Raw genomic sequence first — 23,277 nt, 5'->3', positions numbered from 1 at the left:
GGTGCAGGCACCCGCCGGCGAAACGGTCCAGTCTAACGGTCAGACGACCTTGGCGATCGCCTCGGCGACGCGGTCGATGTTGCCGTCGTTAAGCGCGGCCACGCAGATGCGCCCCGTGCTCACGGCGTAGATGCCGAACTCCTCGCGCAGGCGGTCCACCTGCGCGGCCGAGAGGCCGGAGTACGAGAACATGCCGCGCTGCTGCTCGATGAAGCCGAAGTCGCCCACCTTGGCCAGGCGCTGCACGAGGCCCGTGCGCATCTCGCGGATGCGCTGACGCATGCCGCCCAGCTCTTCTTCCCACGACGCGCGAAGCTCGGCGTGGTTGAGCACCGCCGAAACGATCGAGCCACCATGCGTCGGCGGATTGGAATAGTTGGTGCGGATGACGCGCTTCAGCTGCGACTGCACGCGCACCGCCTCGTCGTGCGAACCGGTGACGATGGACAGCGCGCCCACGCGTTCGCCGTACAGCGAGAACGACTTGGAGAACGAGCTGGCGACAAAGAACGACACGCCCGCGTCCGCGAACTGGCGCACGGCGGTGGCGTCTTCCTCGATGCCGTCGCCGAAGCCCTGGTAGGCAATGTCCAGGAACGGCACGAGGCCACGCTCGCGCACGACGTCGATCACGCGCTTCCAGTCGGCGGTGCCGAGGTCCACGCCCGTCGGGTTGTGGCAGCACGCATGCAGCACGACGACGGCGCCCTTGGGCAGCTTGCCCAGCGCGTCGAGCATGCCGTCGAGGTTCAGGCCATGGGTGGCGGCGTCGTAGTACGGGTATTCCTCCACCCGAAAACCGGCGGATTCGAACAGCGCGCGGTGGTTTTCCCAGCTCGGCGTGCTGATGGCGACCGGCACATCCGGGCTCAGGCGCTTGAGGAAGTCGGCACCGACCTTCAACGCGCCCGTGCCGCCCAGGGCCTGCGCGGTGACGACGCGGCGCTCCTGGAGCAGCGGCGAGGCCTCGCCGAACAGGAGCTTCTGCACGCCGGCGTTGTACAGGGCGATGCCGTCGATGGGCAGGTAGCCACGCGGCAGATGGGCCTTCACACGCTCGTCCTCGACCTGCTGCACGGCCTTGAGCAGCGGCAGACGGCCGTTGGCGTCGTAATACACGCCGACGCCGAGGTTGACCTTATCGGCGCGGTTGTCGGCGCCATAGGCTTCGTTGAGGCCAAGGATCGGATCGCGCGGGGCGAGTTCGACGGAGGAGAAGATGGTCATAATCGGCAGGCCTTGAAGCGTCAAAAGGTGGAAGGATCAGTCGTTGTCGTCACCGGTGTCGCCACCGGAAAGCCATTCGTGCGCGTCGGCGCGTGCCGCGCCTTCGCGTGCGCCCAGGGCGGCGAAGTCGAACAGCCCGCGATCGGCCAGCTGCGACGGCGCGATATTGCCCAGCGCGCGGAAGATCGTCTCACTGCGGCCGGGGTGATTCTTTTCCCATTCCTCCATCATGCGCTTGACCACCTTGCGCTGGAGGTTTTCCTGCGAACCGCACAGGTTGCAGGGGATGATGGGAAAGGCCTTCGCCTCGGCGTAGGTGGCGATGTCGTCCTCGCGGCAGTAGGCCAGCGGGCGGATCACCACGTGGCGGCCGTCGTCCGAGAGCAGCTTGGGCGGCATCGCCTTCAGGCTGCCCTGGTAGAACATGTTCAGGAAGAACGTGCCCAGGATGTCGTCGCGGTGGTGGCCCAGGGCGATCTTCGTGACGCCGTTGGCCGATGCCCACTGGTACAGCGCGCCGCGACGCATGCGCGAGCACAGGCTGCACATGGTCTTGCCCTGCGGGATCACCCGCGTGACGACGCTGTAGGTGTCCTGCTCGATGATGTGGAAGGGCACGCCGCGCGCCGTGAGGTATTCCGGCAGGATGTGCTCGGGAAAGTCGGGCTGCTTCTGGTCGAGGTTGACCGCCACGATCTCGAAGCGCACGGGCGCCTTGGCCTGCAACGAGAGCAGGATATCGAGCATCGTGTAGGAGTCCTTCCCGCCCGACAGGCACACCATGACCTTGTCGCCGTCCTCGATCATCCCGAAATCCGCGATGACCTGGCCCACCTGCCTGCGCAGGCGCTTGGCCAGCTTGGCGGCTTCGTAGGTCTGCTTGCGGGCGATTTCGGGGGAGGCGGACATCGGACAGGCTTCGGGGCGGGCGGCCCCCTATTGTAGCCGCTGCGGACCGGCGCGCCCGGAGGTAAACTTGCCCTTTCCCCAGACGCCCGGCCCACCGCCATGCAGGTTCAGGATCCCTCCGAACTCAATCGCATGCTCGCCGAGCTGAAAGTCGAGCACCGCCAGCTCGACACGGCCATCGAGCAGCTCGCCGAGACGATCAGTCGCGACGAGCTCCAGCTGACACGCATGAAAAAGCGCAAGCTGCAGCTGAAGGACGCCATTTCCCGCATCGAGAGCCGCCTGATCCCGGATCTGGACGCCTGAATGGAGCCGACCTGGCTGGAGAACGCCCATGTCGCCCTGGAGCCCCTGACCCTCGACCACGTCCCAGCCCTGGAGGCCGCGGCGGCCGACGGCGAGCTGTGGCGGCTCTGGTTCACCTCCGTGCCGGCCCCGGGTGGCATGACCGCCTACGTGGAGTCGGCCCTGCGCGGGCAGGAAGAAGGCCGGATGTCGCCCTGGGCGGTCCGTGAGAAGACCTCGGGCCAGATCGTCGGCACCACCCGCTACTACGACATCGTGCCCGACCCGAACCGGCTGGCCATCGGCTACACCTGGTACGCCCGGCGCTGGCAGCGCGGCCACCTCAACACCGCCTGCAAGCATCTGCTGCTGTCCAACGCCTTCCAGGGCGTCGGCGCCGTGGCGGTGGAATTCCATACGGACGGCTTCAACCTGGATTCCCAGCGGGCCATCGAGCGCCTCGGCGCGAAGCGCGACGGGGTCCTTCGGACGCATAAGCGTCGACCGGACGGCTCGCTGCGTGACACGGTTTGTTACAGCATCCTGGCTACGGAGTGGCCTGACGTGGATCGCTGGCTGCAGTTGCGGTTGAACCGTCTAGCCATCCGTTAACTGTAGGAGCGCGCTTGCGCGCGATGGGGTTCACGACTCCGACCCATCGCGCGCAAGCGCGCTCCTACAACAGCGTTAGCGTTCAACAGCGTTAGCGTTCGGCAACGCGGGTGTCGCTACCCGAGGGATGCACCACCAGGGTCGCGGTCATGCCGGCGGCCAGCACCGTGCCGGGCGGCAGGTGGTTCGCGTCGATCTTCACGCGCACCGGCACGCGCTGGGCGAGGCGCACCCAGTTGAACGTGGGATTCACCGAGGCCAGCAGGTCGCTGCCGGTCGGGTTATCGGCGTCGGTGATACCGCGCGCGATGCTTTCCACGCTGCCCTTCAGGCGCACGCCGCCGCTCATCAGGCGGATATCCACCGCGTCGCCGACGCGCAGGCCCGGCAGCTTGGTTTCCTCGAAGTAGCCGTAGATCCAGTAGGAATGGCTGTCGATCAACGCCAGGCGAGCACCGCCGGCGTTGGCGTAATCGCCCACGCGCACGTCGAGGTTGGTGACGTAGCCGTCCACCGGCGCGCGCACTTCGGTGCGATCCAGGTTGAGCTGCGCGGCGGCCACTTCCACGTCGGCCTGGGCGACGGCGGCGAGCGACTGCTGCTGTGCCGCCGAGGCCTGCTTGGTGCTGGCCTGCGCGGCCTGCCAGCCGGCGCGGGCGGCGTTGGCGGCGGCCATGGCGTTGGCCTTGTCTTCCGCCGAGATGACGTTGTTGATCAACTTCTGGCGGCGCTCGGACTGCGCGGCGTACATCTCGTAGTTCGAACGGCTCTGCAAGGCGCTGGCCGAGGCCGCGTTGATGTTCGCGCCAGAGGCCCGCGCCGCCGCCTCGGCCGCGTTGAGGTTCGCCTTGGCCTGGGCCAGGGCGTTCTCATAGCGGGCGCGATCCACGACGAACAACAGGTCGCCCTTCTTCACCGTCTGGTTGTCCACCACGCGGACATCGGTGACCAGGCCGGCGACATCGGGGGCGATGCGCACGATTTCCGCACGCACGCGACCATCGCGGGTCCACGGCGAGTACATGTAGTGCTTCCACAAGGCGTGACCGACGAAGGCGGCGATGACGACGATGACCGCGGTGACGGCGAAGCGGACGACGGTGGCGAGTTTCATGGCGTTCTCACTCAGAACAGGAACAGCGCGAAGGCGCCGAAGACACAGACGAAGACGGCCAGGCGGAACAGCGGCGGATGCCAGACCAGCCGGTACAGGCCGAAACGACCGGCGATCGCGTCCAGCAGCCAGAGCAGCAACAGCGCGAGGACGAACAGGACGAGCAGCCCCGGAACAAGGGCGTCGCCGAGGGCGAGTTCACGAGGCATGGGCAATGTCCTTGGTGAGGGGGGCCTGCGGCATGTAGGCGGCGAGGACGGACTCGCCGTCGAGCAAGGCCAGCCGGACGAGGTGCAGGTGTTCGAGCAGGTGGTTCTGGCCCTCGTGCTCGCCGACGCTGGCGATGGCCGTGGCCACCGCGTCGCGGGCGAGCAGGTAGCCGGCCGCATCGGGCTTCTCGTAGAAACGGGCCAGCGTGCGCAGCGATTCGTCGAGATATGGGCGCAGCGTGGCCGGCACGTCGCGGCGGCCCATGTCGTGACGCAGTTCGATCAAGGCGCGACCGGTCTCGTGCACGGCCAGCGCCCAGGCGATCAGCGCCCGCGAGTCCGCACTGCCCGGCTCGGTCTGCGCCACGACCTGGCTGACCAGATCGTGGTTCACGCTCTCGAAGCGATGACGCAGGCCCGGCAACGGCGCCTCGGCGGCCAGGGCCACCTGCCCGCGCAGGCGGGCCAGCTGGCGGCGGCGCAGCCACGCGCTGCCGATGGCCGGCGGAATCACCACGAAGGAGACCGCCGCTGCACCCAGGCCGATCACCTGCGCGATGGCGTCGTTGATGAAGTGCGCCGGGTCATACGTCTGCACGTTCTTCAGGGAGAGGATGTAGGCGAAACCCATGGCCCAGCCGAGACCATAAAAAGCGAGCTTCGGCGTCATCATCATGACCAGGCCCACGGCGAGAAACGGCGCGACGCCGAGCACCAGCAAGCCGTAGCCGTCCATCTTCGTGAGCACAAAGAACAGGCAGATGAAGCCCATCACCATGCCCGTGAGGTAGCCGAGCATCACGACCCAGGTGACCCGGGTGGGATTGGGGGTGGTCGCGAACAGGCCAGCGAAGATCGTCGCCAGCAGCATCGCGCTCGCGCCCATCGGCCACGCGCTTTCGATCCAGAACGCACCGAGGATGAGCATCGTCAGCGTGGTACGGAACGTCGCGATGCCCGCACCAAGGAAGTCGTTGCCACGGTCGAAGCTCACGCGCTCCACCGAACCGGCGACCACGCGCGGCGACTGCAACGAGGCGGCCGCATCGATGTACGCATGCAGTTCCTCGGCGAAACGATTGAGCAGCGATGCACCCGTATCGAAGTCGCGCAGGTCCTGCGGATCGTCGAGCGTGGCACGCAGTTCCGGCGCGTTGCGACGCATCGTCTCGCGCGCCGTCACGAGGTGTGGCAGTAGTACACGCGCCGCAAGACCCGCCTCGATGGGACCTTGCAAGGCGTCGGCCAACGGCGCATACAGGCGCACCAGCGTATCGGCCGTGCGCGTACGCTTCGCTCGCTTCAGGCGATTGATGAGGTGATGCAGCGACTGGAAGCTGGTCGACGCGGCCATGAAGCGCTGGTTGAACAGGCGCAGGTGATTGCTGCGCACACGCGCCTCAGCGTCCTCGAAGATCACCGAGCTACGCAGGTCTTCCAGCGTGACCGCCGCACGGACGAAGCGCAGGTGGGCCTTCTCCATCGCATCGCGCGGAATCGCACCCTCGGTACTGTCACGCACGAAACCGACGAAGTGCGCGAACTGCTCACGCGCCGTGCGACGAAGCACGTCGCGCATGCGACTGGGAAAGACGACATCGCTCACCACGCCGCTGACCAGGATGCCGAGCAGCACCTCGCTGATACGGAACACGGCCGAGTCGAACACGCCCGGCGGGTTGTCGATGACCGGCACGGCCACGATCGCCGCGGTGTAGCCCGCCAGCACGAAGGCATAGGACTTGAAGTTGCGATACAGCGTGGCGCCACCCGCGCAGATGCCGATCCACAGCGACAGGGCGACGAGGAAGAGGTCACGCTGCTGCGGAAACGAGGCGACGATGCCGATGGCGGCGGTGGCGCCGGCCAGCGTGCCGATGGTGCGATAGAAGCTTTTCGCCAGCACCATGCCCGACTGCCGGTTGGCGACGATGATCGTCGTCAGCATGGCGGTGGACGGTGCCGGAAGGTCGAAGCGCATGGCCAGCCAGCCGGCGGCGAAGAACGAAATGAGCGTCTTCACCACGAACAGCCACACGCTCGCTTCCTCGCGCAGGCTCTCGGCGAGCACCTGGCGGAAGGCGGGGACGGTGTTGGTGGGGTCCATGGTCGACATGACGGGTACTCGTTACTCCCCGGAACCGGCCAGCATTTTCTTGAGCAGGACTTCGAGCTGCCCCTGCTCCCCTTCGGACAGATTACGTGCCTGGCGGTGAAGCAACGTGATGATGTCCGGCATGAATCCCTCGATCGTCTCGACGCCCTTCGGGGTGAGCGTCAGGGTGACCTTGCGGCGGTCCTCGTCGCTGCCCGCGCGGGCGATCAGGCCCTTGTCGCAGAGCTGGGTGGTCAGCCGGGTGACGTTGGCCGACTTCTCGCCGGCCGCGTCGGCCAGCTGCGACGGGTTGAGGGCGTTGTCCGCCGACCCGTACAGCATCATCAGGATGTTGTACTCGGGGTGGTTCAGGCCGAACTCCCGCAGGGAGGCATTGGCCTGGTCGTGCAGCTCCTTGTAGAGGTGCTTCACCAGGCGGACAAGCGCCGCTTCCTGGCGCGGAAAGGCCGGGTACTTGCTGCAGGTGACGAGCAGGCGGGCTTCGGTGGGGGCGAAATCGGGCATCAGGACGGTCCGGGGCGACTTACCTCAGAAGTATATTATTCATTTCTGAAATATCAATACATGAAGCAAATAGGCAAGCAGGGCCACTTGCCAAGCGTTCATGCAGGGGCATACAGTGAACCATATGGTTCACTATCAGACTCGCCTCGACGCCACGTTCGCCGCGCTCTCCGACGTCACCCGCCGGGGCGTGCTGGAACAGCTTGCGGGTTCGCACGCCTCGATCACCGACCTGGCCCAGCGATTCCACATGACCCTGACGGGCATGAAAAAGCACGTCAGCGTCCTGGAGCAGGCGGGACTCGTGACGACGGAAAAGGTCGGCCGCGTCCGAACCTGCAAGCTCGGACCGCGCCAGTTGGAAGAAGAAGCCGCCTGGATCGAGCAGCACCGTCAACTTTGGACCGCGCGTTTCGACGCGCTGGATCGTCTTGTCGAATCACTGGAACGCGAGGAGAAGACCGATGACCCAAGCACATCAGGCTAGTACCACCGCCAAGCACCCCACCACGGTCGAACGCAAGTCCGACCGCGAGCTCATCGTGACCCGGACGTTCAACGCCCCGGTACATCGGGTCTTCAAGGCATGGAGCACGCCGGACTTATTTATCAGCTGGTGGATTCCAAAGTCCGCAGGCATGTCCGTGGTCTCGTACGACATGGACATTCGCACGGGAGGCACCTATCGCCTCGTGTTCAGTCATCCCGCTTTCGAGAAGCCGATGGCGTTCTTCGGCACGTACAAGGAAGTAATCCCGGACAAGTGCATCCAATGGACGAATGAAGAAAGTTACCAGGGCGCCGTGACCACGGTGACGTTCGAAGAGCATGACGGCAAGACGCACGTCACCCTGCACGAAATCTATCCCACGAAAGAAGCCCTCGAGGAAGCCCTCGCCGGTTCGGCGGAAGGCCTGCCCGAGCAGTTCGCGCAGTTGGACGATTGGCTCGCCGACAACGCGTGATGGTTCCGCGACAGGCGGTGCCCTACCCCACCGCCTGTCGATGACGGCCGCCAATGAGTGCCGCCGACAACGGGAGACCCACGAGCAATGAGGCGAGGCCCATGAGTTCGGACGTATCGCCGTACCTTCCGCCGATCACCGCACCGCTGCCAAAGAATCCGAAGTAGACCGCAGGAATGGCACTGACCAGCAGGACCGAGTCCAACGCAGGGAGCCGATCCAGGAATCGGCGAGCGTAGGCGAGTGTCCGGCCGAAGAAGACCACAAGAGTAAGCACGGCCAAGGGGATGCCGAGCAAGAGCAGCACCCAGTCCGGCATGTTAAACGCGTGGGCGACTGTCGCCATGTCGCCGTGCGTGGCCAGCACGCGCATCGGGATGTAGCTGAAGACGTTGCCTGCGGACATCAGCGCCAGGAACAGCGCGAAGAGCCCGAGATGCGTATTTGCCTCGGCTCGCATCCTGCGCATCCATGCAGTCAACAGAAAAAGCGGTAACGCATTGCCCACCACGATACCTGCGGCCGCAATGCTGGCGATGGCCCAGGAACGACCCGATGCGAACAGCGGCGCATAGTCGACGTTCTCGTCGACATCGACCTGCATGAGCACATTGGCCGGCGACAAACCGCCGTAGTTGAGGTCGAGCGGATTGGACTTCGCATCGAGGAACCACGCGACGAACGCGTGGGCGAATTCATGGAGAAAGTACGCCACCGCATGGGCGGTCAGGATAAGTAGCACCAGCCTCGAAACCGCCCTGGCCACGTCGCGGGCCGAAGTCCGCGGGCCTCCGTTCGCCATCGTCATCCTGTCACCGTGGGGTCCTTAGTTGTTGTACTAATCTAGCTGATTCCCAAGGCGGGAGGCAGACTGCGAAAACGTGCCTGAATCGACACAATGCGGCCGGCCCGGCTCGTAAGATCCTGCCACCGTGGCGCACGATGTCGACACGTTTAAGGGGAACGTCTTGGCTCAACGATCTGGTCGCCTGCCGCTTTTCAGACTCACCGCCAGCGCCTTGACGGTCCTCGTGGGTGCCGCCTTGCTGACAACCTACGGCGGCGAATCCCGCGCCGATGGCGCCCGCCCTCTCGCCACGTCGCCGTTTCCGTTTCCACACGACGGCACCGGCATGGTGCCTTTGTGGCCCGGGTCGCCGGAGCCCATTGAGTCGACACAGTTCACCCTGCCCGACGGCACGCTCGTCACCCGCTTCGGCCTGGTGGGCAGGAATCGGCATGCCCGCGAACGCGGTGAAGGCTGGGCCGAAATCGGCTACGGAAAAAACGAAACCGTCGATGCGGCCGGCAACCCCGTTGACAAGGGACCGGGCCACTATCTGGATTTCGTGAAGAACTATTTCCAGAACCGCACGTGGGGCGTCGAGATCATCGACAACAGCCGCGTCGCCGGCGTGACCGTTCCCACCTTGAAGATCAACAACTACTTCCAGGAAGCGCAGCGCGCTGGCGGTCGTTCGTTCTTCCATCGCTTCGACAGCCCCGGCGTGACCGGCTTCGGCTGGATGTCCCCGGGCAAGCTCGTGGATTCCAAGCTCTACGGTGTCGATGAAGCCAACTGCCCTGTCGTGCCGCGACCGCCCAACGGTGCCCTGCTCCATCCGGACACCGGCCTCAACGATGGATGCAGCGCAACGGTCAACAGCTTTCCCGGACATGACGCCCTCAGCTACGACACCAACGGCGTGCTCGTCCCCAGCAAGAACGTTCCGGGTGCCACCCGCTTCTATGACTTCGCCGTCACCAACGGCGAGACCGGGATCTTCGTACCCGGGAAGAACGTCCCCAGTCGTCCGCTGAAGGTGGGCGATGCCGTCGAGTTCACCCAGGCCTTCTTCTCGACACCGGAGGCCATGGCCGCCGTGGGCGACAACGGCGCGTTCCATTACTACACGACCGAAGTGACCTATGTGGTCGGCACCGGGTTGCGTCCCTGGTATGGCATACAGCCGCGCTTGAACAGCGCCCCGCTGCCGGATGAAACGCTGCAAGGCGGCACCGGCTCGGTGTCCTACGACTACAGCGACGGAAGCACCTTCATCTTCCAGCAGCAGCAGAACAATATCGGCATGCAGGACATGCAGCGCTTCGTCGAAGGCCGCCGCCTGCTCCATAGCAACATGACCACCGGCGACCACAACGAACCGGGCAACGATCGCAATCCGAACGTTGTGGGACTACAAGGCCCGAGCTTCAATCAATCGTCGTGCTTCGCCTGCCACGTCAACAACGGCCGCAGCCCCGCGCCGGCGACGCTGAACCAGAAGGTGGACCAGATGGTGGTCCGCGTGGGCGCCTACGATCAGCAAGGCCAGCTTCTGCCCGATCCGAACTATGGCGTGACGGTGCAGATGAACGCCTACGACGCCAAGGGCAAGCTGGTGGACCTGGGCCGCAGTGTCCGCGTCGCGGGGTTCGATACGCATTCGGTGTCGCTGGCTGACGGCACGTCCGTCGAACTGCGCAAGCCCCGGCTGTCGTTCAGCGGCCCTGTCCCGCAGGTCGTCTCGCTGCGCGCGGCCCAGCCGATCATCGGCCTGGGCTTGCTCGAAGCCATTCCCGAAGCCGATATCCTTGCGCGCGTCCGGGCCACGCCCGACGAGGATGGCGTGAAAGGCCAGGCGAACTTCGTCTTCGATCCGGATACCGGTGCCGTAAGGCTGGGCCGCTTCGGCTGGAAGGCCGGCAAGTTCAGCCTGCGCCACCAATCGGCCTCCGCCTTGCTGGAAGACATGTCGGTGACCACCTCGGTGTTCCCAAGCCGGGAATGCCTGTCCGGGCCGGCCACCTGCAAGACGGCACCTGCCGAGAAAGGCCTCACCGACGCCGATCTGCAGGCCGTTTCACGGTACCTTTCGCTCGTCGCCGTGCCTGCGCAGCGCAGCGTTGAAAGCGGCTTCCCCAAAGGCGTGGCGCCGCTGCCGTATCTCGACGTGGATCCGCCGAAGATCGCGCGCGGCGAAGCCGTGTTCAAGTCGGCACATTGCGCCAGCTGCCACACCGCGCAGATGAAGACCGGCTCCGGCCACGAGTTCCAGGAAGTGCGCGACCAGACGATCAAGCCCTATACGGACCTGCTGTTGCATGACATGGGCCCGGACCTGGCGGACAACTATGCGGAAGGACTCGCCAGCGGCTCGATGTGGCGCACGACACCGCTCTGGGGCATCGGCTACACGGAGCGTGTCATGGGCACCGGCGGCACGGTCGGCTATCTGCACGACGGTCGCGCCCGCACCCTCACTGAAGCCGTGATGTGGCACGGTGGCGAAGCCGAACGTGCGAAGCAGCGTTTCGCGGCTCTTGCGGCGGCGGACCGCCAGGCCTTGCTGGCGTTCCTGCAATCGCTTTGATCGTCCGGCTCGCCGATAGGTCGCGTTGCTTCATGTGACCCATCCGCACAACGGACCGCCCCGATCCCGGGGCGGTCCGTTTCGCTTTGATCAGGCCTCGACGATGGGATCGCTACGGCGGCCCAGCGTACCCGCCGCGAAGGCGATGGCCGCACCAAGAATAAGCATCAACAGCGTGCCCCAAGCGGCACGTGCAATACCGCGGGCCGCGACGTCGGCCGCCTCGCGCGCCTTCTGCTCGGCGGTGCGCTTCAGCTCTTCGTAGCGTTCCATGGCTTGCTTGTAGGTAGCGACATAGTTGTCGGCGATCTGCTGCGCCTCGTCATGCGACTTGCCCGTACGCGCCGCGATGATGTTCACGAGTGCGTCGCGGTCGGCGGCGTCGATGGCCGGCTTGCCCGCCGAGCGAACCCGATCGAACCATGCGCTCAATTCGTCGCCGGCCGCCTGCGGAGCCTGGGCGGCCTGCGCGGCCGTGGACTTGCCATCCTGTGCCACGGCATCGGTCTGCGCCGAAAGGTGGTCCGGATTCAGCTCGGGCTTGCCGGTCTGGCGGAGCAAGGTGTCCAGTTGGCCGCGAAGGTCGTTCCAATCCATCTGTACGCCCTGCTGCTGAAGCTCATCCTTGACACCCTTCGCCACGGACGGCGCCGCGGCGGCGATGCCTTGACCGGCCAGGGACACGCCCTTGCCGACCACGCCAGTCACGGCCCCGGCGGCGCTGGTCGCCAAGGCGGCCACCAGCCAGGTCGTCACCAGGGACATGAGCGCCCACGAGAGCAAGCCATGCAGGCCGCCCCGGATGGTCGCGGTGCGGCCAGCGATGAAGGCGCCGACGGCGACCGAGATGAGCGTGGAGGCGATCAGCCAGATCGTGGCACCGATGCCCAGGCCACTCACGGGGTTGGACTCGTGAAGAGGATCGATGCTCCCCGCGCCGATCGCCGTCCCCAGCACGCTCAGCGTGAGATAGGTGACGAGCGACAGCGCGCAGCCCGCCAGAATGGCGCCCCAGGAGAGACGCGGGTGGAAGGGAGTGGTGATGACGGCCATGGTTTGAGCTCACGATGGGTGGGGTGAATCAGTGTGCGCACGGCCGAGCCACGCCGCCTGAGACAGTTGCACCAGGGGAGCTAGTGCATTTGCCTCAGGTCGCGACTACCTTCAGACCGCACGCTTCTGGCTCCCCCTCCTTCCTCCCTGGTATGCCATGTCCGCCTCCCCCGACTCCACCGCGCCGCCCACCTCGACCAATTGCCGGCAGCTCCAGCAAATCATCACGGGGCTCAGCGAAGGCGTCATCCTGATCGAACCCGACCAGTCGATCACCTGGGCCAACGAGGCTGCCCTCACCATGCACGGCGCCTCTGAACTGGCCGAACTGGGCGCCACCGTCTCCGAGTACCGCCAGCGCTTCCAGTTGCGCTACCGCAACAACCACCGACTCCAGGAAGGGAGTTATCCGATCGATCGCGTGATCGCGGGCGAGGTGTTCGAGGACGTCGTGGTGGAGGTGGTAAGGGACAACGACGACGAGCAACGATGGGTGCATCGCGTGCGCAGCCTGGTGCTGACCGACAGCAACGGCGATCCGGATTGCCTGGTGCTGATCGTGGCCGATGCCAGCGACTGGGCAAGCGCCGAACAACGATTCGAGCGTACGTTCAATGCCAACCCCGCGCCGGCCATCATCTGCCGACTGGAAGACCAGCGCTACATCAAGGTCAATCAGGGCTTCTTGGAAATGACCGGCTTCACGCGCGAAGCGGTGATCGGCAAGGGCGTGTTCGAAGTGGATGTATTGGCCATGGCGGATCGCCGTGAACTGGCGGTGGAGCGCTTGTCGGAAGGAGCGACCATTCCGCAGATGCAGGCCGAGCTCAATCTTCCCGATGGGACCACGAAATGCGTGGTCGTGGCCGGCCAGCCGATCGAACTGGGCGACGAATCCTGCATGCTGTTCACCTTCATGGATCTCGAACCGCGCCGACGCGCCGAGGTGGCGCTACGACAAAGCGAGGAGCGCTTCGCCAAGGCGTTTCGCATCACGCCGGTACCGAGCCTCATCTGCCAGGCGGAAACCATGCAGGTCATCGAGATCAACGATGCCGTGACGCAGACCACGCACTACGCCAGCGAGGATATCGCCGGCAAATCCATCCATGAAATAGGCCTGTTTCCGTCGCAACAGGCGTACCAGCAATTCTGTCGCACGCTGGAAGCGACCGGCAGCATGCTCAACGTCGAGTATCCGCTGGTACGCAAGGACGGCGGGCACCTGGACTGCCTGGTCTCCGCCGAAACGGTGACCATCCACGAGGTACGCTGCTACCTGATATCGCTGATGGATATCACCGACCGCAAGCGCACCGAGATGGAACTGGTCACCGCCATCGAAGCGGTGATGCAAGACGCCTCCTGGTTCAGCCAGACCTTGCTCGAAAAGCTGGCCAACGTGCGGCGGGCCAACCGCCCGAAGGGGAACGACAGCTATGGCCTGGCCGACCTGACTGGCCGCGAGCGTGACGTATTGGGCCATATCGCTGAAGGGTTGGCCGACAAGGAAATCGCCGCAGAGCTAGGCCTCTCGCCCAACACCGTCCGCAACCACGTGGCGGCCCTGTACTCGAAGATCGACGTGCACAGTCGTAGCGAAGCCATCGTCTGGGCGCGCGAACGAGGCGTAGCCGGCCCGCCGGGCCGCACTCCGCGGCGACGCCGCTGAAGCCGGCGCGAATGCACCAGTGCACATGGTGCATTCGCATGTGGGCTGGCGTTGTGGACCCTGGCAGCATGATCGCGTCGACCTTCCACACGGAAGGATCGACGCCCCTTATCAACGAGGATCATGTCATGGACAAGAATCGCACCGAAGGCGCCGTGCGCCAGGCCAAGGGTTCGATCAAGGAAGCGATCGGCAAGCTGACCGGCAACAAACGTGTCGAACTGGAAGGTACGGCCGAGAAAACCGTTGGCAAGGTGCAGCGCAAGGCCGGCAAGGCGGCCGACGCGGTGCGCGGTTCGTCGCGCTGATCACCCCTGCCATCGGCATCCCCTTTGCCGCTGCCAAGGTTCAGGCGTTCACATCGACCACGATGCGACCGCGCACCTTGCCCGGGATGATCTGCTGGTAGACGTCCAGCACGTCTGCCAGGCCGATCACCTGCACGGTGCTTTCGAGTTTCCCAGGATCGAGATCCGTCGCGAGACGGTCCCAGGCGCGCTGGCGGACAGGCTGCGGTGCGTTGACAGAATCCACGCCGATGAGCGTCACGTTGCGGACGATGAACGGAATCACCGAACCATCCAGCGCATCGCTCTGCGCCAAACCGCACGCCGTCACGATACCCCGATACTTCCTCTCGGCGATGGCGTTGACGAGCGTCGGGCCGCCAGCCACGTCGACGACACCGGCCCAGCGTTCCGTGCTCATCGGCGTATCGCGCGGTTCGGAAAGGCGGTCGCGATCGTAGATTTCCGCTGCGCCCAGGGCATGCAGGTAAGCTGAATGCTCCGGCCGACCGGTGGCGGCGACCACGCGGTAGCCGAGCTTGGAGAGAATCGCCACGGCGATCGAGCCGACACCCCCATTGGCGCCGGTGACCAGGATGTCGCCCTTGGAGGGTTCCACACCGGCATCCTCCAAGGCGAGCACACACAGCATGGACGTGTAACCCGCCGTGCCGATGGCCATGGCGTCGCGCGTGGAAAGGTTGTCGGGAAGCTTGTTGAGCCATTTACCACGTACGCGGGCGCGCTGCGCCAGACCACCATGATGCGTCTGGCTCAGGTGCCAGCCATTCACCACGTACGCGGGCGCGCTGCGCCAGACCACCATGATGCGTCTGGCTCAGGTGCCAGCCATTCAGCACGACGCGATCGCCCGGTTTGAAATCGGCGTGCCCCGATGCCAACACCACGCCGGCAAGATCGATGCCGGGAATCAGCGGATATCGCTGAATGACCGGACGCTCATTGGATAGCGCCAGGGCATCCTTGTAGTTGAGTGTCGAGTATTCGACCTGGATCGTGACGTCGCCCTCCATCAGGTCGGCCTCGTCGAAATCGACCAACTCGGTATGAACGCCATCGTTCGTTTTGCGGGTAAGCAGCGCTTTGAAAGTCATGACGAGCCTTGCGGTGACGAGATGGCGCCATGCTAGGCTCGCACCCTGGTAGTCACAAGAACGACGATTTTCAGTAGGTACTATGGTTTTCCGGAGTACGTATGCGCGCCAAACGTTGGGACGGTAAGAGCGGTTGCGCCGTGGAGGTCACGCTGTCCGTGATCGGCGGCGTCTGGAAACCCGTCATCCTTTTTCATCTGCTGAAGGAGAAGCGGCGCTTCATGGAACTCACGCGCCGCGTTCCCAATGCAACGCAATCCATGCTCACCAATCAGTTGCGCGAACTGGAAGCCGATGGCGTGATCGTTCGGCATGTCTATCCCGAAGTGCCGCCCAAGGTCGAATACGAGCTCTCGGAGTTCGGACGCACCCTTGTTCCCGTATTACTTGCGTTGCGTGATTGGGGCGAGGCTCATCGAGATACCTTGACGACCCGCTCCATGGACTAGCCGCAACAAACCGGAACGGAGATTCAAGAAGGATCGACGCACGGGCCTCGCGGCACCTGTGCGAACGGGCCCGCCTCGTAGCCCAGCTCGGCAGGTGCATCCACCGCGATCCGGTAATGCACGAGCCGATCGGGGGAGCCGCCGGCCATCACGGTCCATGCAGATACATCGCCGCTGGGCGTATGCACGATCTCTTTGCCCACCACCTTGACGGTAAGTTGTTCCAGGCCCTTGTCGTATTGCCATGTCGGAACGGTGAAGGTTGCGCCTTCCTTCAACGGAAGCGCGGTGAAGGTAAGCCCCCATAGGTTCCCGTCCCAGACCGCATGATCGAAGTTCGTATCGATGGGCGAGGTGCCTTCGGCGGTTTGCCGGGTGCCGCTCGCATGGCGGTCGCCATAGGCGATACGAATGCGATGCCACCCCTTGGCCGTCGTGTCCTTGCCTCGGTCGCTTTCCAGGCTGAGCGGCTGCATGGTCTTCCGATCGACGACAAAATGATCGCGCATGTCGAAGCTTCCATCGGCGAATCGCTGGTGGACGACGATATCCCACGTCGCACGCCCGTTCTTTTCCGCTGGCCGGATACGTTGCCATGTCGTGCCCACGGATTTGCCGCGAACCACGATGTCGTAGCAGGCACTATCCGCCGAGAGACGGGCGCCATCGAGGGGCACGGTGGGCGTCGTGATAGCGGCCACGGTCAACATCGCAAGGCTTGCGAACATCGGAACACCTCCAGGTTGGGACGAAACGTCGGGCTCAGCGCGTGGCGTCGGGAACGAGCCGGGATACGACGCACCACTGTGCGACGGGAATGCAGAGATACAGCGCGAGCGACGCGCCGTTGACGCCGAGGGCCATGATGAGCGTGGACATCGTGAGTCCCGCGACGACCACGCAGGTCGCTATCTGTCTCGCGCGATGCCCGTGACCACGCATCAGGCTCCACGCGAGCGCGGTTTCGCACATCGCCATGGTGAGCAACAACGTGGTCATCAAGCTGGCGGCACGTCGATACGCCTCGGCCATCGCCTGTTCCGTTGCACCACCGGATATCAGGGACGCGTAGTAATGATCTTGCCCCGTGACGACGAGCTGGATACCCCGGTATCCACAACCGAATTCGAACACGGCCATGGGAACCATGACGACGATCGCCACGGCGAGTCGAGCCCACCCGGGTGCGATCGCGGTACGGCCATCGATCCGTTCCTTCACAGAAGCCCACGCGCAACCCACGGCAAAGCGCAGACCCTGGCCATCCTCCTCCGCCGCGCAAAACTCCGCGCGCATCGCCTCGCCCGCCCATGGATGCCTCGACCAGCGCACCGCGCACGACATCAACAGGCGGGCGAGTCGACGCTTCATGGCACCCGCACGCCGTCGGGGTCCGACCCTCGCTCGACCACCGTACGCGCCAGCGCCACACCGGCGGAGGTCAATCGATAGGCATGCCGTGGCGGCTTGCCCGGCTGCTCGGGCTCCCGCCACTCGGACTCCACGAGCCCCTTGGCCTCCAGTCGCACCAGCAACGGATACAAGGTGCCGGACTGCAAGCCGGCGGCCTTCATAAGGGGATAGCCGTAGAACCACTCACGCGGTGCCGAGGCCAATACGGCCAGCAGCGTTTCCATTTGCGGTGAGGGGGCACGATGGCGTTTCATGGCACAACTACAACATATGTAGAGTTAAGGCGGCAATGGGAGAAAAGTCATGACCCGGTGCTCGCTATGAGCGCCGCTACTGATGAGCGCGGCCGAAAGCGGAAGTCCTATGAACTTCGCCCCGGACCGCATTGAAGCCGGCGCGGATGCAGTGCGAGGTTCGTCGCGTTGATCCCCACGACCATCGGCATCCCCCCCGGCCACGCTGGGGGGATGTATCGCGAAGACGGCTCACCAGACCATCGCGGCCCCCACACCCACGCCAGCATCGCCGCGGGTGTTGGTCGTGGCATTGAGTTTGAGTATGTAGCGACCGCTCTCCGTGATGGTCGACACGCCAATGGCGATGCCGGTTTCTCCGTGGAAGCTACCCATCGATACCGCCGCCGCATTCTGGTTGGGTTGATATGCCTGCGGCAGGCTCGCCATGGCCATCGCGGAAGCGACACCGGCATTGGCCCGGTTGCCGACCCTGTTGAGGTCCCTGTTCACCGTTTCGAAGCGCTGGTCGGTGTAGCTCTTGGACCAGTTCTGCACCTGGTTGATGCTACTGCTGAGCTGACCTACGTTGACCGCATCCGTCGTCGCCGTTCTCGCCGCCACGTTGTGTACGGTAGCGGGCGAGCTGCCTGGATTAAGGGTGACGCTGCTGGCGTTTACGCTGCCATCGGCATTCTGGTCGTAGCGCACTCCACCCGCCTTCATCGTGTTGAGCTGATTGACGTTGACCGCATCGGTGCCCTGCGTGCCTGCGGCGACATTGGCGACCTGCCGTTCCTTGCCAACATCACCCACCGAAACCGTATTGTCCCGCCTCGCTACCGAGCCCTGACCAAGCGCGATCGCGTTGGTGCCCGTGGCAGTGGCGTTATTGCCGACTGCGGTGCTGTTGGTGGCCGATGCCACCGCGCCAGCACCGCCTGCCGCCGAGTTGGCGCCGGCCGCAGCAGGTACCGCACCGTTCGCTCCGGTGGCGTTGGTACGGAACGAACCGTTGCTTCCATTATTGACAACGTTGCCGATCTGCTGGTCCGTATAGGCATTGGACTGCGAGATGGCATTGCCTACGCCCGCCTGCAACTGCTGCACGTTGACAGCATCGTGGGACCCCGAGCCATCGGCTACGTTGGTCACCTGGCGGTAAGTGGCCGACGATCCTTGCGCGCCCGCAGAGCCTACCGATACCTCGCCGTTCGATTGACTGCTTCCGGATGCCATGTAGGCGCCCGTGTAGTTCGACTGCGCACCCACGGACGTCGTCGAGTTGGCACCCAGGGCCACCGAGTTATCTCGACTGGCCTGTGCACCATCGCCCATCGCCACGCCATGTGCGCCTGCGGACACCGCCGAAGGACCTACCGCGACACTATCGGTGCCAGTGGCGAGGCTATCATTGCCGGCACTGTTGGCATGAAAATATTTGATTCCCGCGCCATTATTGATACTGGCGACCTGGTTCTGCATGCTGGTCAATCCGGTGTTCAGTCCATCCAGCGCGCCGCCCACGCTGCTGAATGTGGCTCCTTGCACGCTATAGCTCGGTGCGGTGATCGTACCCGTCGTCGAATCGTATGCCGCGCCACCCCCAAGGTGGCTAGCCACGGCGTTACCCAGGCTCGATGCCGCACCCTTCAACTGGGCCACGTTCACCGCATCCGTCGCATCGCTACCCGCCGCGATGTTCGTGACCTTACGTTCCGCACCGACCGATCCGAGGGACACCTCACCGAACGATGCTTGCCTGGAATTCAGGCCGAACGCCGCGTAGTCAGCTTGCGCCCCCGTCGAGGCCACGGCATTCGAGCCAATGGCGACACTGTTGGCCACGGTGACTTTCGCCCCATCGCCAAGCGCCGTCGATACGATCGCGTTGGCCTGGCTGTTCCATCCAATCGCCACGGAGCTGTCCGCAGTCGCCTGGCTATCGAAGCCCTGCGCGATGCTTGCATTGCCGGTAGCGGCGGCCATCGCTCCGATGGCAACACTGTTGACTCCCCCCGCCGAGCTATCGGTAAGCGTCGAGTTGGCGTGGAAGTACTTGATGCCACCGCCGCTGGCGATATTGCCAAGCTGCTGGTTCGTGGCATACAGCTGCGAACCGTTCACCGCATCGGTGCTGGTGGTGTTAAGCGCCGCCGGTGCCAGATTAGTGATCTTCACCGCACCGATCGATCCCGTGCCACCGGTCGCACCGAGCGTTATTACGTTACCCCCGGCTTTGTCGTACTTCACCGCGATGTTCGTCGTGTTGTTGACGTTGGTATTGAGCGCACTCAATGCGCCCGCCACCGTGCCCTGGGCTGTGGTCGCACCCACGGCACCCACCGTGCTGATCGCATTGATCGGCTGATTGAATCCGACCACGCTGCTGGTGTTCGGGTCATACGACGCACTGCCGCCGAGAGTGTTGGCGATCGAGTTACCGAGTTGATTCACACCTGCCGACAACGCATAGACCTGCGAGCCGTTCACCGCATCGGTGCTGGTGGCGTTGAGCGCGGCCGGCGCCAGGTTGGTGATCTTCACCGTACCGGTCGCGCCTGCGCCACCGGTCGCACCGAGCGTGATCGCGTTACCTCCGACCTTGTCGTACTTCACCGCGATGTTTGCCGTGTTGTTGACGTTGGTGTTGAGCGCACTCAACGCGCCGGCCACCGTGCCCTGGGCTGTGGTCGCACCCACGGCACCCACCGTACTGATCGCATTGATCGGCTGATTGAACCCGACCACGCTGCTGGTATTCGGGTCATACGCCGCACTGCCGCCGAGAGTGTTGGCGATCGAGTTACCGAGCTGATTCACACCCGCCGACAACGCATAGACCTGCGAGCCGTTCACCGCATCGGTGCTGGTGGCGTTGAGCGTCGCCGGCGCCAGGTTGGTGATCTTCACCGTACCGGTCGCGCCTGCGCCACCGGTCGCACCGAGCGTGATCGCATTACCTCCGACCTTGTCGTACTTCACCGCGATGTTCGCCGTGTTGTTGACGTTAGTATTGAGCGCACTCAACGCGCCGGCCACCGTGCTCAGGGCCGTGGTCGCACCCACGGCACCCACCGTGCTGATCGTATTGATCGGCTGGCTGAATCCGCCAAGGCTACCCGTGTTCGGGTCGTATGCAGCGCCACCACCAAGGATGCTGGCGACCGTGCCGCCGAGCTGATTGGCTCCTGCCGACAGCGAATAGACCTGTGAGCCGTTGACGGCATCCGTACTCGTCTTCGAAATAACACCCGCCGCGACGTTCTGTACCTGGCGCTCGGTACCTGCGCCACCCACCGCTATCACGCCGTTGGCGGCATTGGCGATCCCGGCGGCGGTACCGTTGTACAACGCGGTCGTACCCGCATGCGGCGCGGCCGTCGTGCTGCCGTTGCCCAAGGCGACATCGTTGGCATTGATGGCGACCGCTTGCGGCCCGATCGCGACACTGTTAGTATCGGTTGCGGTGCTGTCGGATAGCGTCGAGTTCGCATGGAAGTACTTGATGCCACCGCCGCCGGCGATATTGCCGAGCTGCTGGTTCGTGGCATACAGCTGCGAGCCGTTCACCGCATCGGTGCTGGTGGCGTTGAGTGCGGCCGGGGTCAGGTTGGTGATTTTCACCGTACCGGTCGAACCCGTGCCACCGGTCGCGCCCAGCGTGATCGCATTCCCGCCCACCGCATCGTATTTCACTGCGATCGCCGCTGTATTCACCACGTCACTGTTCAGTGCGGAAAGCGCTGCCCCTACGTTGGCGACGGATGTACTACCTCCGTTGGCGCCCGTCGAGCCGATGGTGTTGATCGCGTACGACGGAAGCGTCCAGACACCGGTCGTTGCATTGAGCGTCGCTCCGCCGCCCAGTGCCGCCGCGCCATTCTGAGCGACCTGGTTCAGCTGGCTCACATTCACGGCGTCGGTGCCGGTGCTGCCAGCGGCCACGCCGGTCACCTGACGCCCGATGCCGTTATTGGCGACGTTCAGCTCTCCGCCTGACGTGCTGCTGCCCACCGCATAACCGACATAGCCCGTCTGGGCACCACGAGTCGCCGCGGCGTTGCTTCCGAGAGCCAGGCTGTTGGTAGCTGTCGCGTTCGCGCCCGTACCGAGTGCGACCGAGTTACCCCCCGTCGCCGCTGCGCCGTTACCGATGGCTGTATCGTTGGTCGTGGTGGTGGATCCACTGGCACCTGCCTTGGCATTCAGGCCAAGCGCCACGCCATTGGCGTTGAACGCAGCAGCAGTCGTCCCGATGGCGACGGAATCGGTACCGACCGCCCGAGTGTTCGTGGTGGTGTCCTGCGTGACTCCGCCTGCCGCCGACGCCCCCAAGGCCAGCGAGCGATCGCCCTTCGCATAGGCGGAGTTGCCCATGGCCACGCTGCCCACCCCCGTGGCGGTGGCGACGTTTCCTAGCGCCATGGCAAGATCGCCCGTCACGACACCCATCCGACCAAGCGCGATAGACGAGGCCCCCGTCGCATAGGCGGCTTGCCCCAGGGCCAGGCCGCTTTGGCCACTGGCTACGGCGCTGTGACCAAAGACGAGACTTTGAGCGCCGCTAGCGATACTGTTACTACCAATGGCCTCACTCGACGCCCCCGTCGATTGGGCGCCATAGCCGATAGCCATCGAGTAGTTCACAACCGTTGAATTGCTGCTGGGCCAGCCAAGGCCGTCCGTACGACGAACAGTCAGCGAACCACCCTGTGAAGCCCCGACCAGGGCGTTCGCACCGATAGCAATGCTGCTGTCCGTGGCCACCGAAGCGGAGGCGCCGATCGCCACGCCCGAGGGGGCCGTCGTGTCGACGAACGCCCTGCTACCCAACGCAACCGATTTATCCGCCAACGCCCTTGCGCCCAGCGTACCGGCACCTACGGTGCTATTCGGATCGGTATCGCTACCCCCAATGGCTACGCTTCCTGCGCCGTTGGACATGCTGAACGTACCGATGGAAACGGATCGCAACCCCGTCGCCGATGCGTCCATACCAACGGCCAGTGCTCCCCAAGCTCCAAATGCCGTCCCATTCCCTGCATTTGCCCCGAAGCCCATCGCCATAGCCCCCGTGCTCGAGGCATTTGCATACGTACCCAGGGCCATTACGGCATTCGCCTTGTTGCCTGAAGCGCTGCAACCAAGGATATTCGACCACCAGCCGGAACCATCTACGGGGTTACCTGCCGGCGTCCGCACCACACCGTCCGGGCCTGTGTCGGTACCACCCTGGTTGCAAGCAAAACTAGGCGGATAAGTCGCAGCATGCGCGTCCATTCCGCATAGCGATGCCGCGAGCAACGCAGCCAGACCCAGGGCGCGTGTTGCGATCTTTGGCTGAACCGATCGAGCGCTCGAATCGGTGTCTGCCTTGCCCCGCCGGGAGGCCAGCTCCGAGGTCACGACCAGTGCGCGCAATGAGGTACTCCAGACCTTTCGGAAGATCCTGTTCATAGGCAATTCCAGGACGTCAGCATGGCGAGGGTGGTTTTTTTCCGCTTCATATGGCTTCAACAGGCTGGTTGGGATCGAAAAAGCCCAATCAATTGGCATCGCACCGATACCGTGATCGTCGCTATATGGAGATGCGTAAGACGGGGCCGAAACCCGACACGCCTCGTCCTACTGAGATGCCTGGAAGGCCTTCACGTGACGCGAGCTGCCGCCGAGCCGACAAAACCCGTCGTGTCGGGTTCCGCCTCCGCTTTCCGCATTAGAAGAGAACCTGCCGTAA

The 23,277-nt window shown here is 64.4% G+C and carries 20 protein-coding genes and 1 pseudogene; 8 read left to right on the top strand and 13 right to left on the bottom strand.

The features are described from left to right. Window positions 1-39: 39 nt before the first annotated feature. Both GAK28_RS08275 and ttcA read right to left on the bottom strand, forming a co-directional pair. Complete coding sequence (locus tag GAK28_RS08275) at window positions 40-1,227, bottom strand: amino acid aminotransferase (RefSeq protein WP_291776984.1); 1,188 nt, start codon at window positions 1,225-1,227, stop codon at window positions 40-42. Window positions 1,228-1,263: 36 nt separating this feature from the next. Beyond that, window positions 1,264-2,136, bottom strand: a complete 873-nt coding sequence (ttcA, locus tag GAK28_RS08270) for a tRNA 2-thiocytidine(32) synthetase TtcA (RefSeq protein ID WP_291776983.1) — start codon at window positions 2,134-2,136, stop codon at window positions 1,264-1,266. Window positions 2,137-2,235: 99 nt separating this feature from the next. Between ttcA and GAK28_RS08265 the strand changes: the two genes are divergently transcribed. Both GAK28_RS08265 and GAK28_RS08260 read left to right on the top strand, forming a co-directional pair. After that, window positions 2,236-2,442, top strand: coding sequence for a DUF465 domain-containing protein (locus GAK28_RS08265; protein WP_291776981.1), 207 nt, complete (start codon window positions 2,236-2,238; stop codon window positions 2,440-2,442). Further along, window positions 2,443-3,033 (top strand): GNAT family N-acetyltransferase, encoded by a 591-nt coding sequence (locus GAK28_RS08260; RefSeq protein WP_291776979.1) that lies wholly within the window; start codon window positions 2,443-2,445, stop codon window positions 3,031-3,033. Between the two features lie 91 nt (window positions 3,034-3,124). Here the strand turns inward: GAK28_RS08260 and GAK28_RS08255 are convergent, their stop codons facing one another. Genes GAK28_RS08255 through GAK28_RS08240 form a run of 4 tightly spaced genes read right to left on the bottom strand, consistent with a single transcriptional unit; the run spans window position 3,125 to window position 6,976 of the window. Then, window positions 3,125-4,147, bottom strand: coding sequence for an HlyD family secretion protein (locus GAK28_RS08255; protein ID WP_291776977.1), 1,023 nt, complete (start codon window positions 4,145-4,147; stop codon window positions 3,125-3,127). An 11-nt stretch (window positions 4,148-4,158) separates the two neighbouring features. Beyond that, on the bottom strand, window positions 4,159-4,356 hold the full coding sequence (locus GAK28_RS08250) for a DUF1656 domain-containing protein (protein ID WP_291776975.1): 198 nt from the start codon (window positions 4,354-4,356) through the stop codon (window positions 4,159-4,161). Further along, window positions 4,346-6,472, bottom strand: a complete 2,127-nt coding sequence (locus GAK28_RS08245; protein WP_291776974.1) for an FUSC family protein — start codon at window positions 6,470-6,472, stop codon at window positions 4,346-4,348. The genes GAK28_RS08250 and GAK28_RS08245 overlap by 11 nt, the downstream gene beginning before the upstream one ends. A gap of 12 nt (window positions 6,473-6,484) precedes the next feature. Beyond that, window positions 6,485-6,976 carry a MarR family transcriptional regulator gene (locus GAK28_RS08240; protein WP_291776972.1) on the bottom strand — a complete coding sequence of 164 codons (492 nt, stop codon included), beginning with the start codon at window positions 6,974-6,976 and terminating at the stop codon, window positions 6,485-6,487. 124 nt (window positions 6,977-7,100) lie between these two features. Between GAK28_RS08240 and GAK28_RS08235 the strand changes: the two genes are divergently transcribed. Together GAK28_RS08235 and GAK28_RS08230 are read left to right on the top strand one after the other, a co-directional pair. Next, complete coding sequence (locus GAK28_RS08235; protein WP_291777212.1) at window positions 7,101-7,463, top strand: metalloregulator ArsR/SmtB family transcription factor; 363 nt, start codon at window positions 7,101-7,103, stop codon at window positions 7,461-7,463. Beyond that, window positions 7,441-7,941 carry an SRPBCC domain-containing protein gene (locus GAK28_RS08230; protein WP_291776970.1) on the top strand — a complete coding sequence of 167 codons (501 nt, stop codon included), beginning with the start codon at window positions 7,441-7,443 and terminating at the stop codon, window positions 7,939-7,941. Before GAK28_RS08235 ends, GAK28_RS08230 begins: the two co-directional genes overlap by 23 nt. A 22-nt stretch (window positions 7,942-7,963) precedes the next feature. On the opposite strand, the gene GAK28_RS08225 is transcribed toward GAK28_RS08230, so the two are convergent. Further along, on the bottom strand, window positions 7,964-8,683 hold the full coding sequence (locus tag GAK28_RS08225; RefSeq protein ID WP_291776968.1) for a hypothetical protein: 720 nt from the start codon (window positions 8,681-8,683) through the stop codon (window positions 7,964-7,966). Window positions 8,684-8,909: 226 nt separating this feature from the next. Here GAK28_RS08225 and GAK28_RS08220 point away from each other — a divergent pair, with 226 nt between their 5' ends. Further along, entirely contained in the window at window positions 8,910-11,315 is a 2,406-nt protein-coding gene (locus GAK28_RS08220) for a di-heme oxidoredictase family protein (RefSeq protein WP_291776966.1), read from the top strand. A 90-nt stretch (window positions 11,316-11,405) separates the two neighbouring features. On the opposite strand, the gene GAK28_RS08215 is transcribed toward GAK28_RS08220, so the two are convergent. Next, on the bottom strand, window positions 11,406-12,368 hold the full coding sequence (locus tag GAK28_RS08215) for a hypothetical protein (RefSeq protein WP_291776965.1): 963 nt from the start codon (window positions 12,366-12,368) through the stop codon (window positions 11,406-11,408). Window positions 12,369-12,525: 157 nt separating this feature from the next. Here GAK28_RS08215 and GAK28_RS08210 point away from each other — a divergent pair, with 157 nt between their 5' ends. Both GAK28_RS08210 and GAK28_RS08205 read left to right on the top strand, forming a co-directional pair. Then, window positions 12,526-14,040 carry a helix-turn-helix transcriptional regulator gene (locus tag GAK28_RS08210; RefSeq protein ID WP_291776963.1) on the top strand — a complete coding sequence of 505 codons (1,515 nt, stop codon included), beginning with the start codon at window positions 12,526-12,528 and terminating at the stop codon, window positions 14,038-14,040. Between the two features lie 128 nt (window positions 14,041-14,168). Then, the gene (locus tag GAK28_RS08205) at window positions 14,169-14,348 is read left to right on the top strand and encodes a CsbD family protein (RefSeq protein ID WP_291776961.1); all 180 of its coding nucleotides are present in this window, start codon (window positions 14,169-14,171) and stop codon (window positions 14,346-14,348) included. A gap of 40 nt (window positions 14,349-14,388) precedes the next feature. Here GAK28_RS08205 and GAK28_RS08200 read toward each other — a convergent pair. After that, a pseudogene (locus GAK28_RS08200) lies at window positions 14,389-15,442 on the bottom strand (MDR family oxidoreductase). 101 nt (window positions 15,443-15,543) lie between these two features. Between GAK28_RS08200 and GAK28_RS08190 the strand changes: the two are divergent. Further along, a complete protein-coding gene (locus tag GAK28_RS08190; protein WP_291776954.1) occupies window positions 15,544-15,891 on the top strand; it encodes a helix-turn-helix domain-containing protein in 348 nt (115 codons plus the stop codon). 23 nt (window positions 15,892-15,914) lie between these two features. Here GAK28_RS08190 and GAK28_RS08185 read toward each other — a convergent pair whose 3' ends face one another. The 4 genes from GAK28_RS08185 to GAK28_RS08170 all read right to left on the bottom strand — a co-directional run bounded on the left by GAK28_RS08185 (window position 15,915) and on the right by GAK28_RS08170 (window position 22,535). After that, window positions 15,915-16,619, bottom strand: coding sequence for a DUF3108 domain-containing protein (locus GAK28_RS08185; RefSeq protein WP_291776952.1), 705 nt, complete (start codon window positions 16,617-16,619; stop codon window positions 15,915-15,917). A 34-nt stretch (window positions 16,620-16,653) separates the two neighbouring features. Next, complete coding sequence (locus GAK28_RS08180; protein ID WP_291776950.1) at window positions 16,654-17,262, bottom strand: hypothetical protein; 609 nt, start codon at window positions 17,260-17,262, stop codon at window positions 16,654-16,656. After that, entirely contained in the window at window positions 17,259-17,558 is a 300-nt protein-coding gene (locus tag GAK28_RS08175; RefSeq protein ID WP_291776948.1) for a PadR family transcriptional regulator, read from the bottom strand. Before GAK28_RS08175 ends, GAK28_RS08180 begins: the two co-directional genes overlap by 4 nt. Before the next feature lie 231 nt (window positions 17,559-17,789). After that, complete coding sequence (locus GAK28_RS08170; RefSeq protein ID WP_343161848.1) at window positions 17,790-22,535, bottom strand: hypothetical protein; 4,746 nt, start codon at window positions 22,533-22,535, stop codon at window positions 17,790-17,792. Between the last annotated feature and the right edge of the window lie 742 nt (window positions 22,536-23,277).

It is taken from the genome of Luteibacter sp., from assembly GCF_009912395.1.
In the GTDB taxonomy this organism is placed as follows: Bacteria; Pseudomonadota; Gammaproteobacteria; order Xanthomonadales; family Rhodanobacteraceae; genus Luteibacter.
This window is presented reverse-complemented; position numbering and strand designations above follow the sequence as displayed.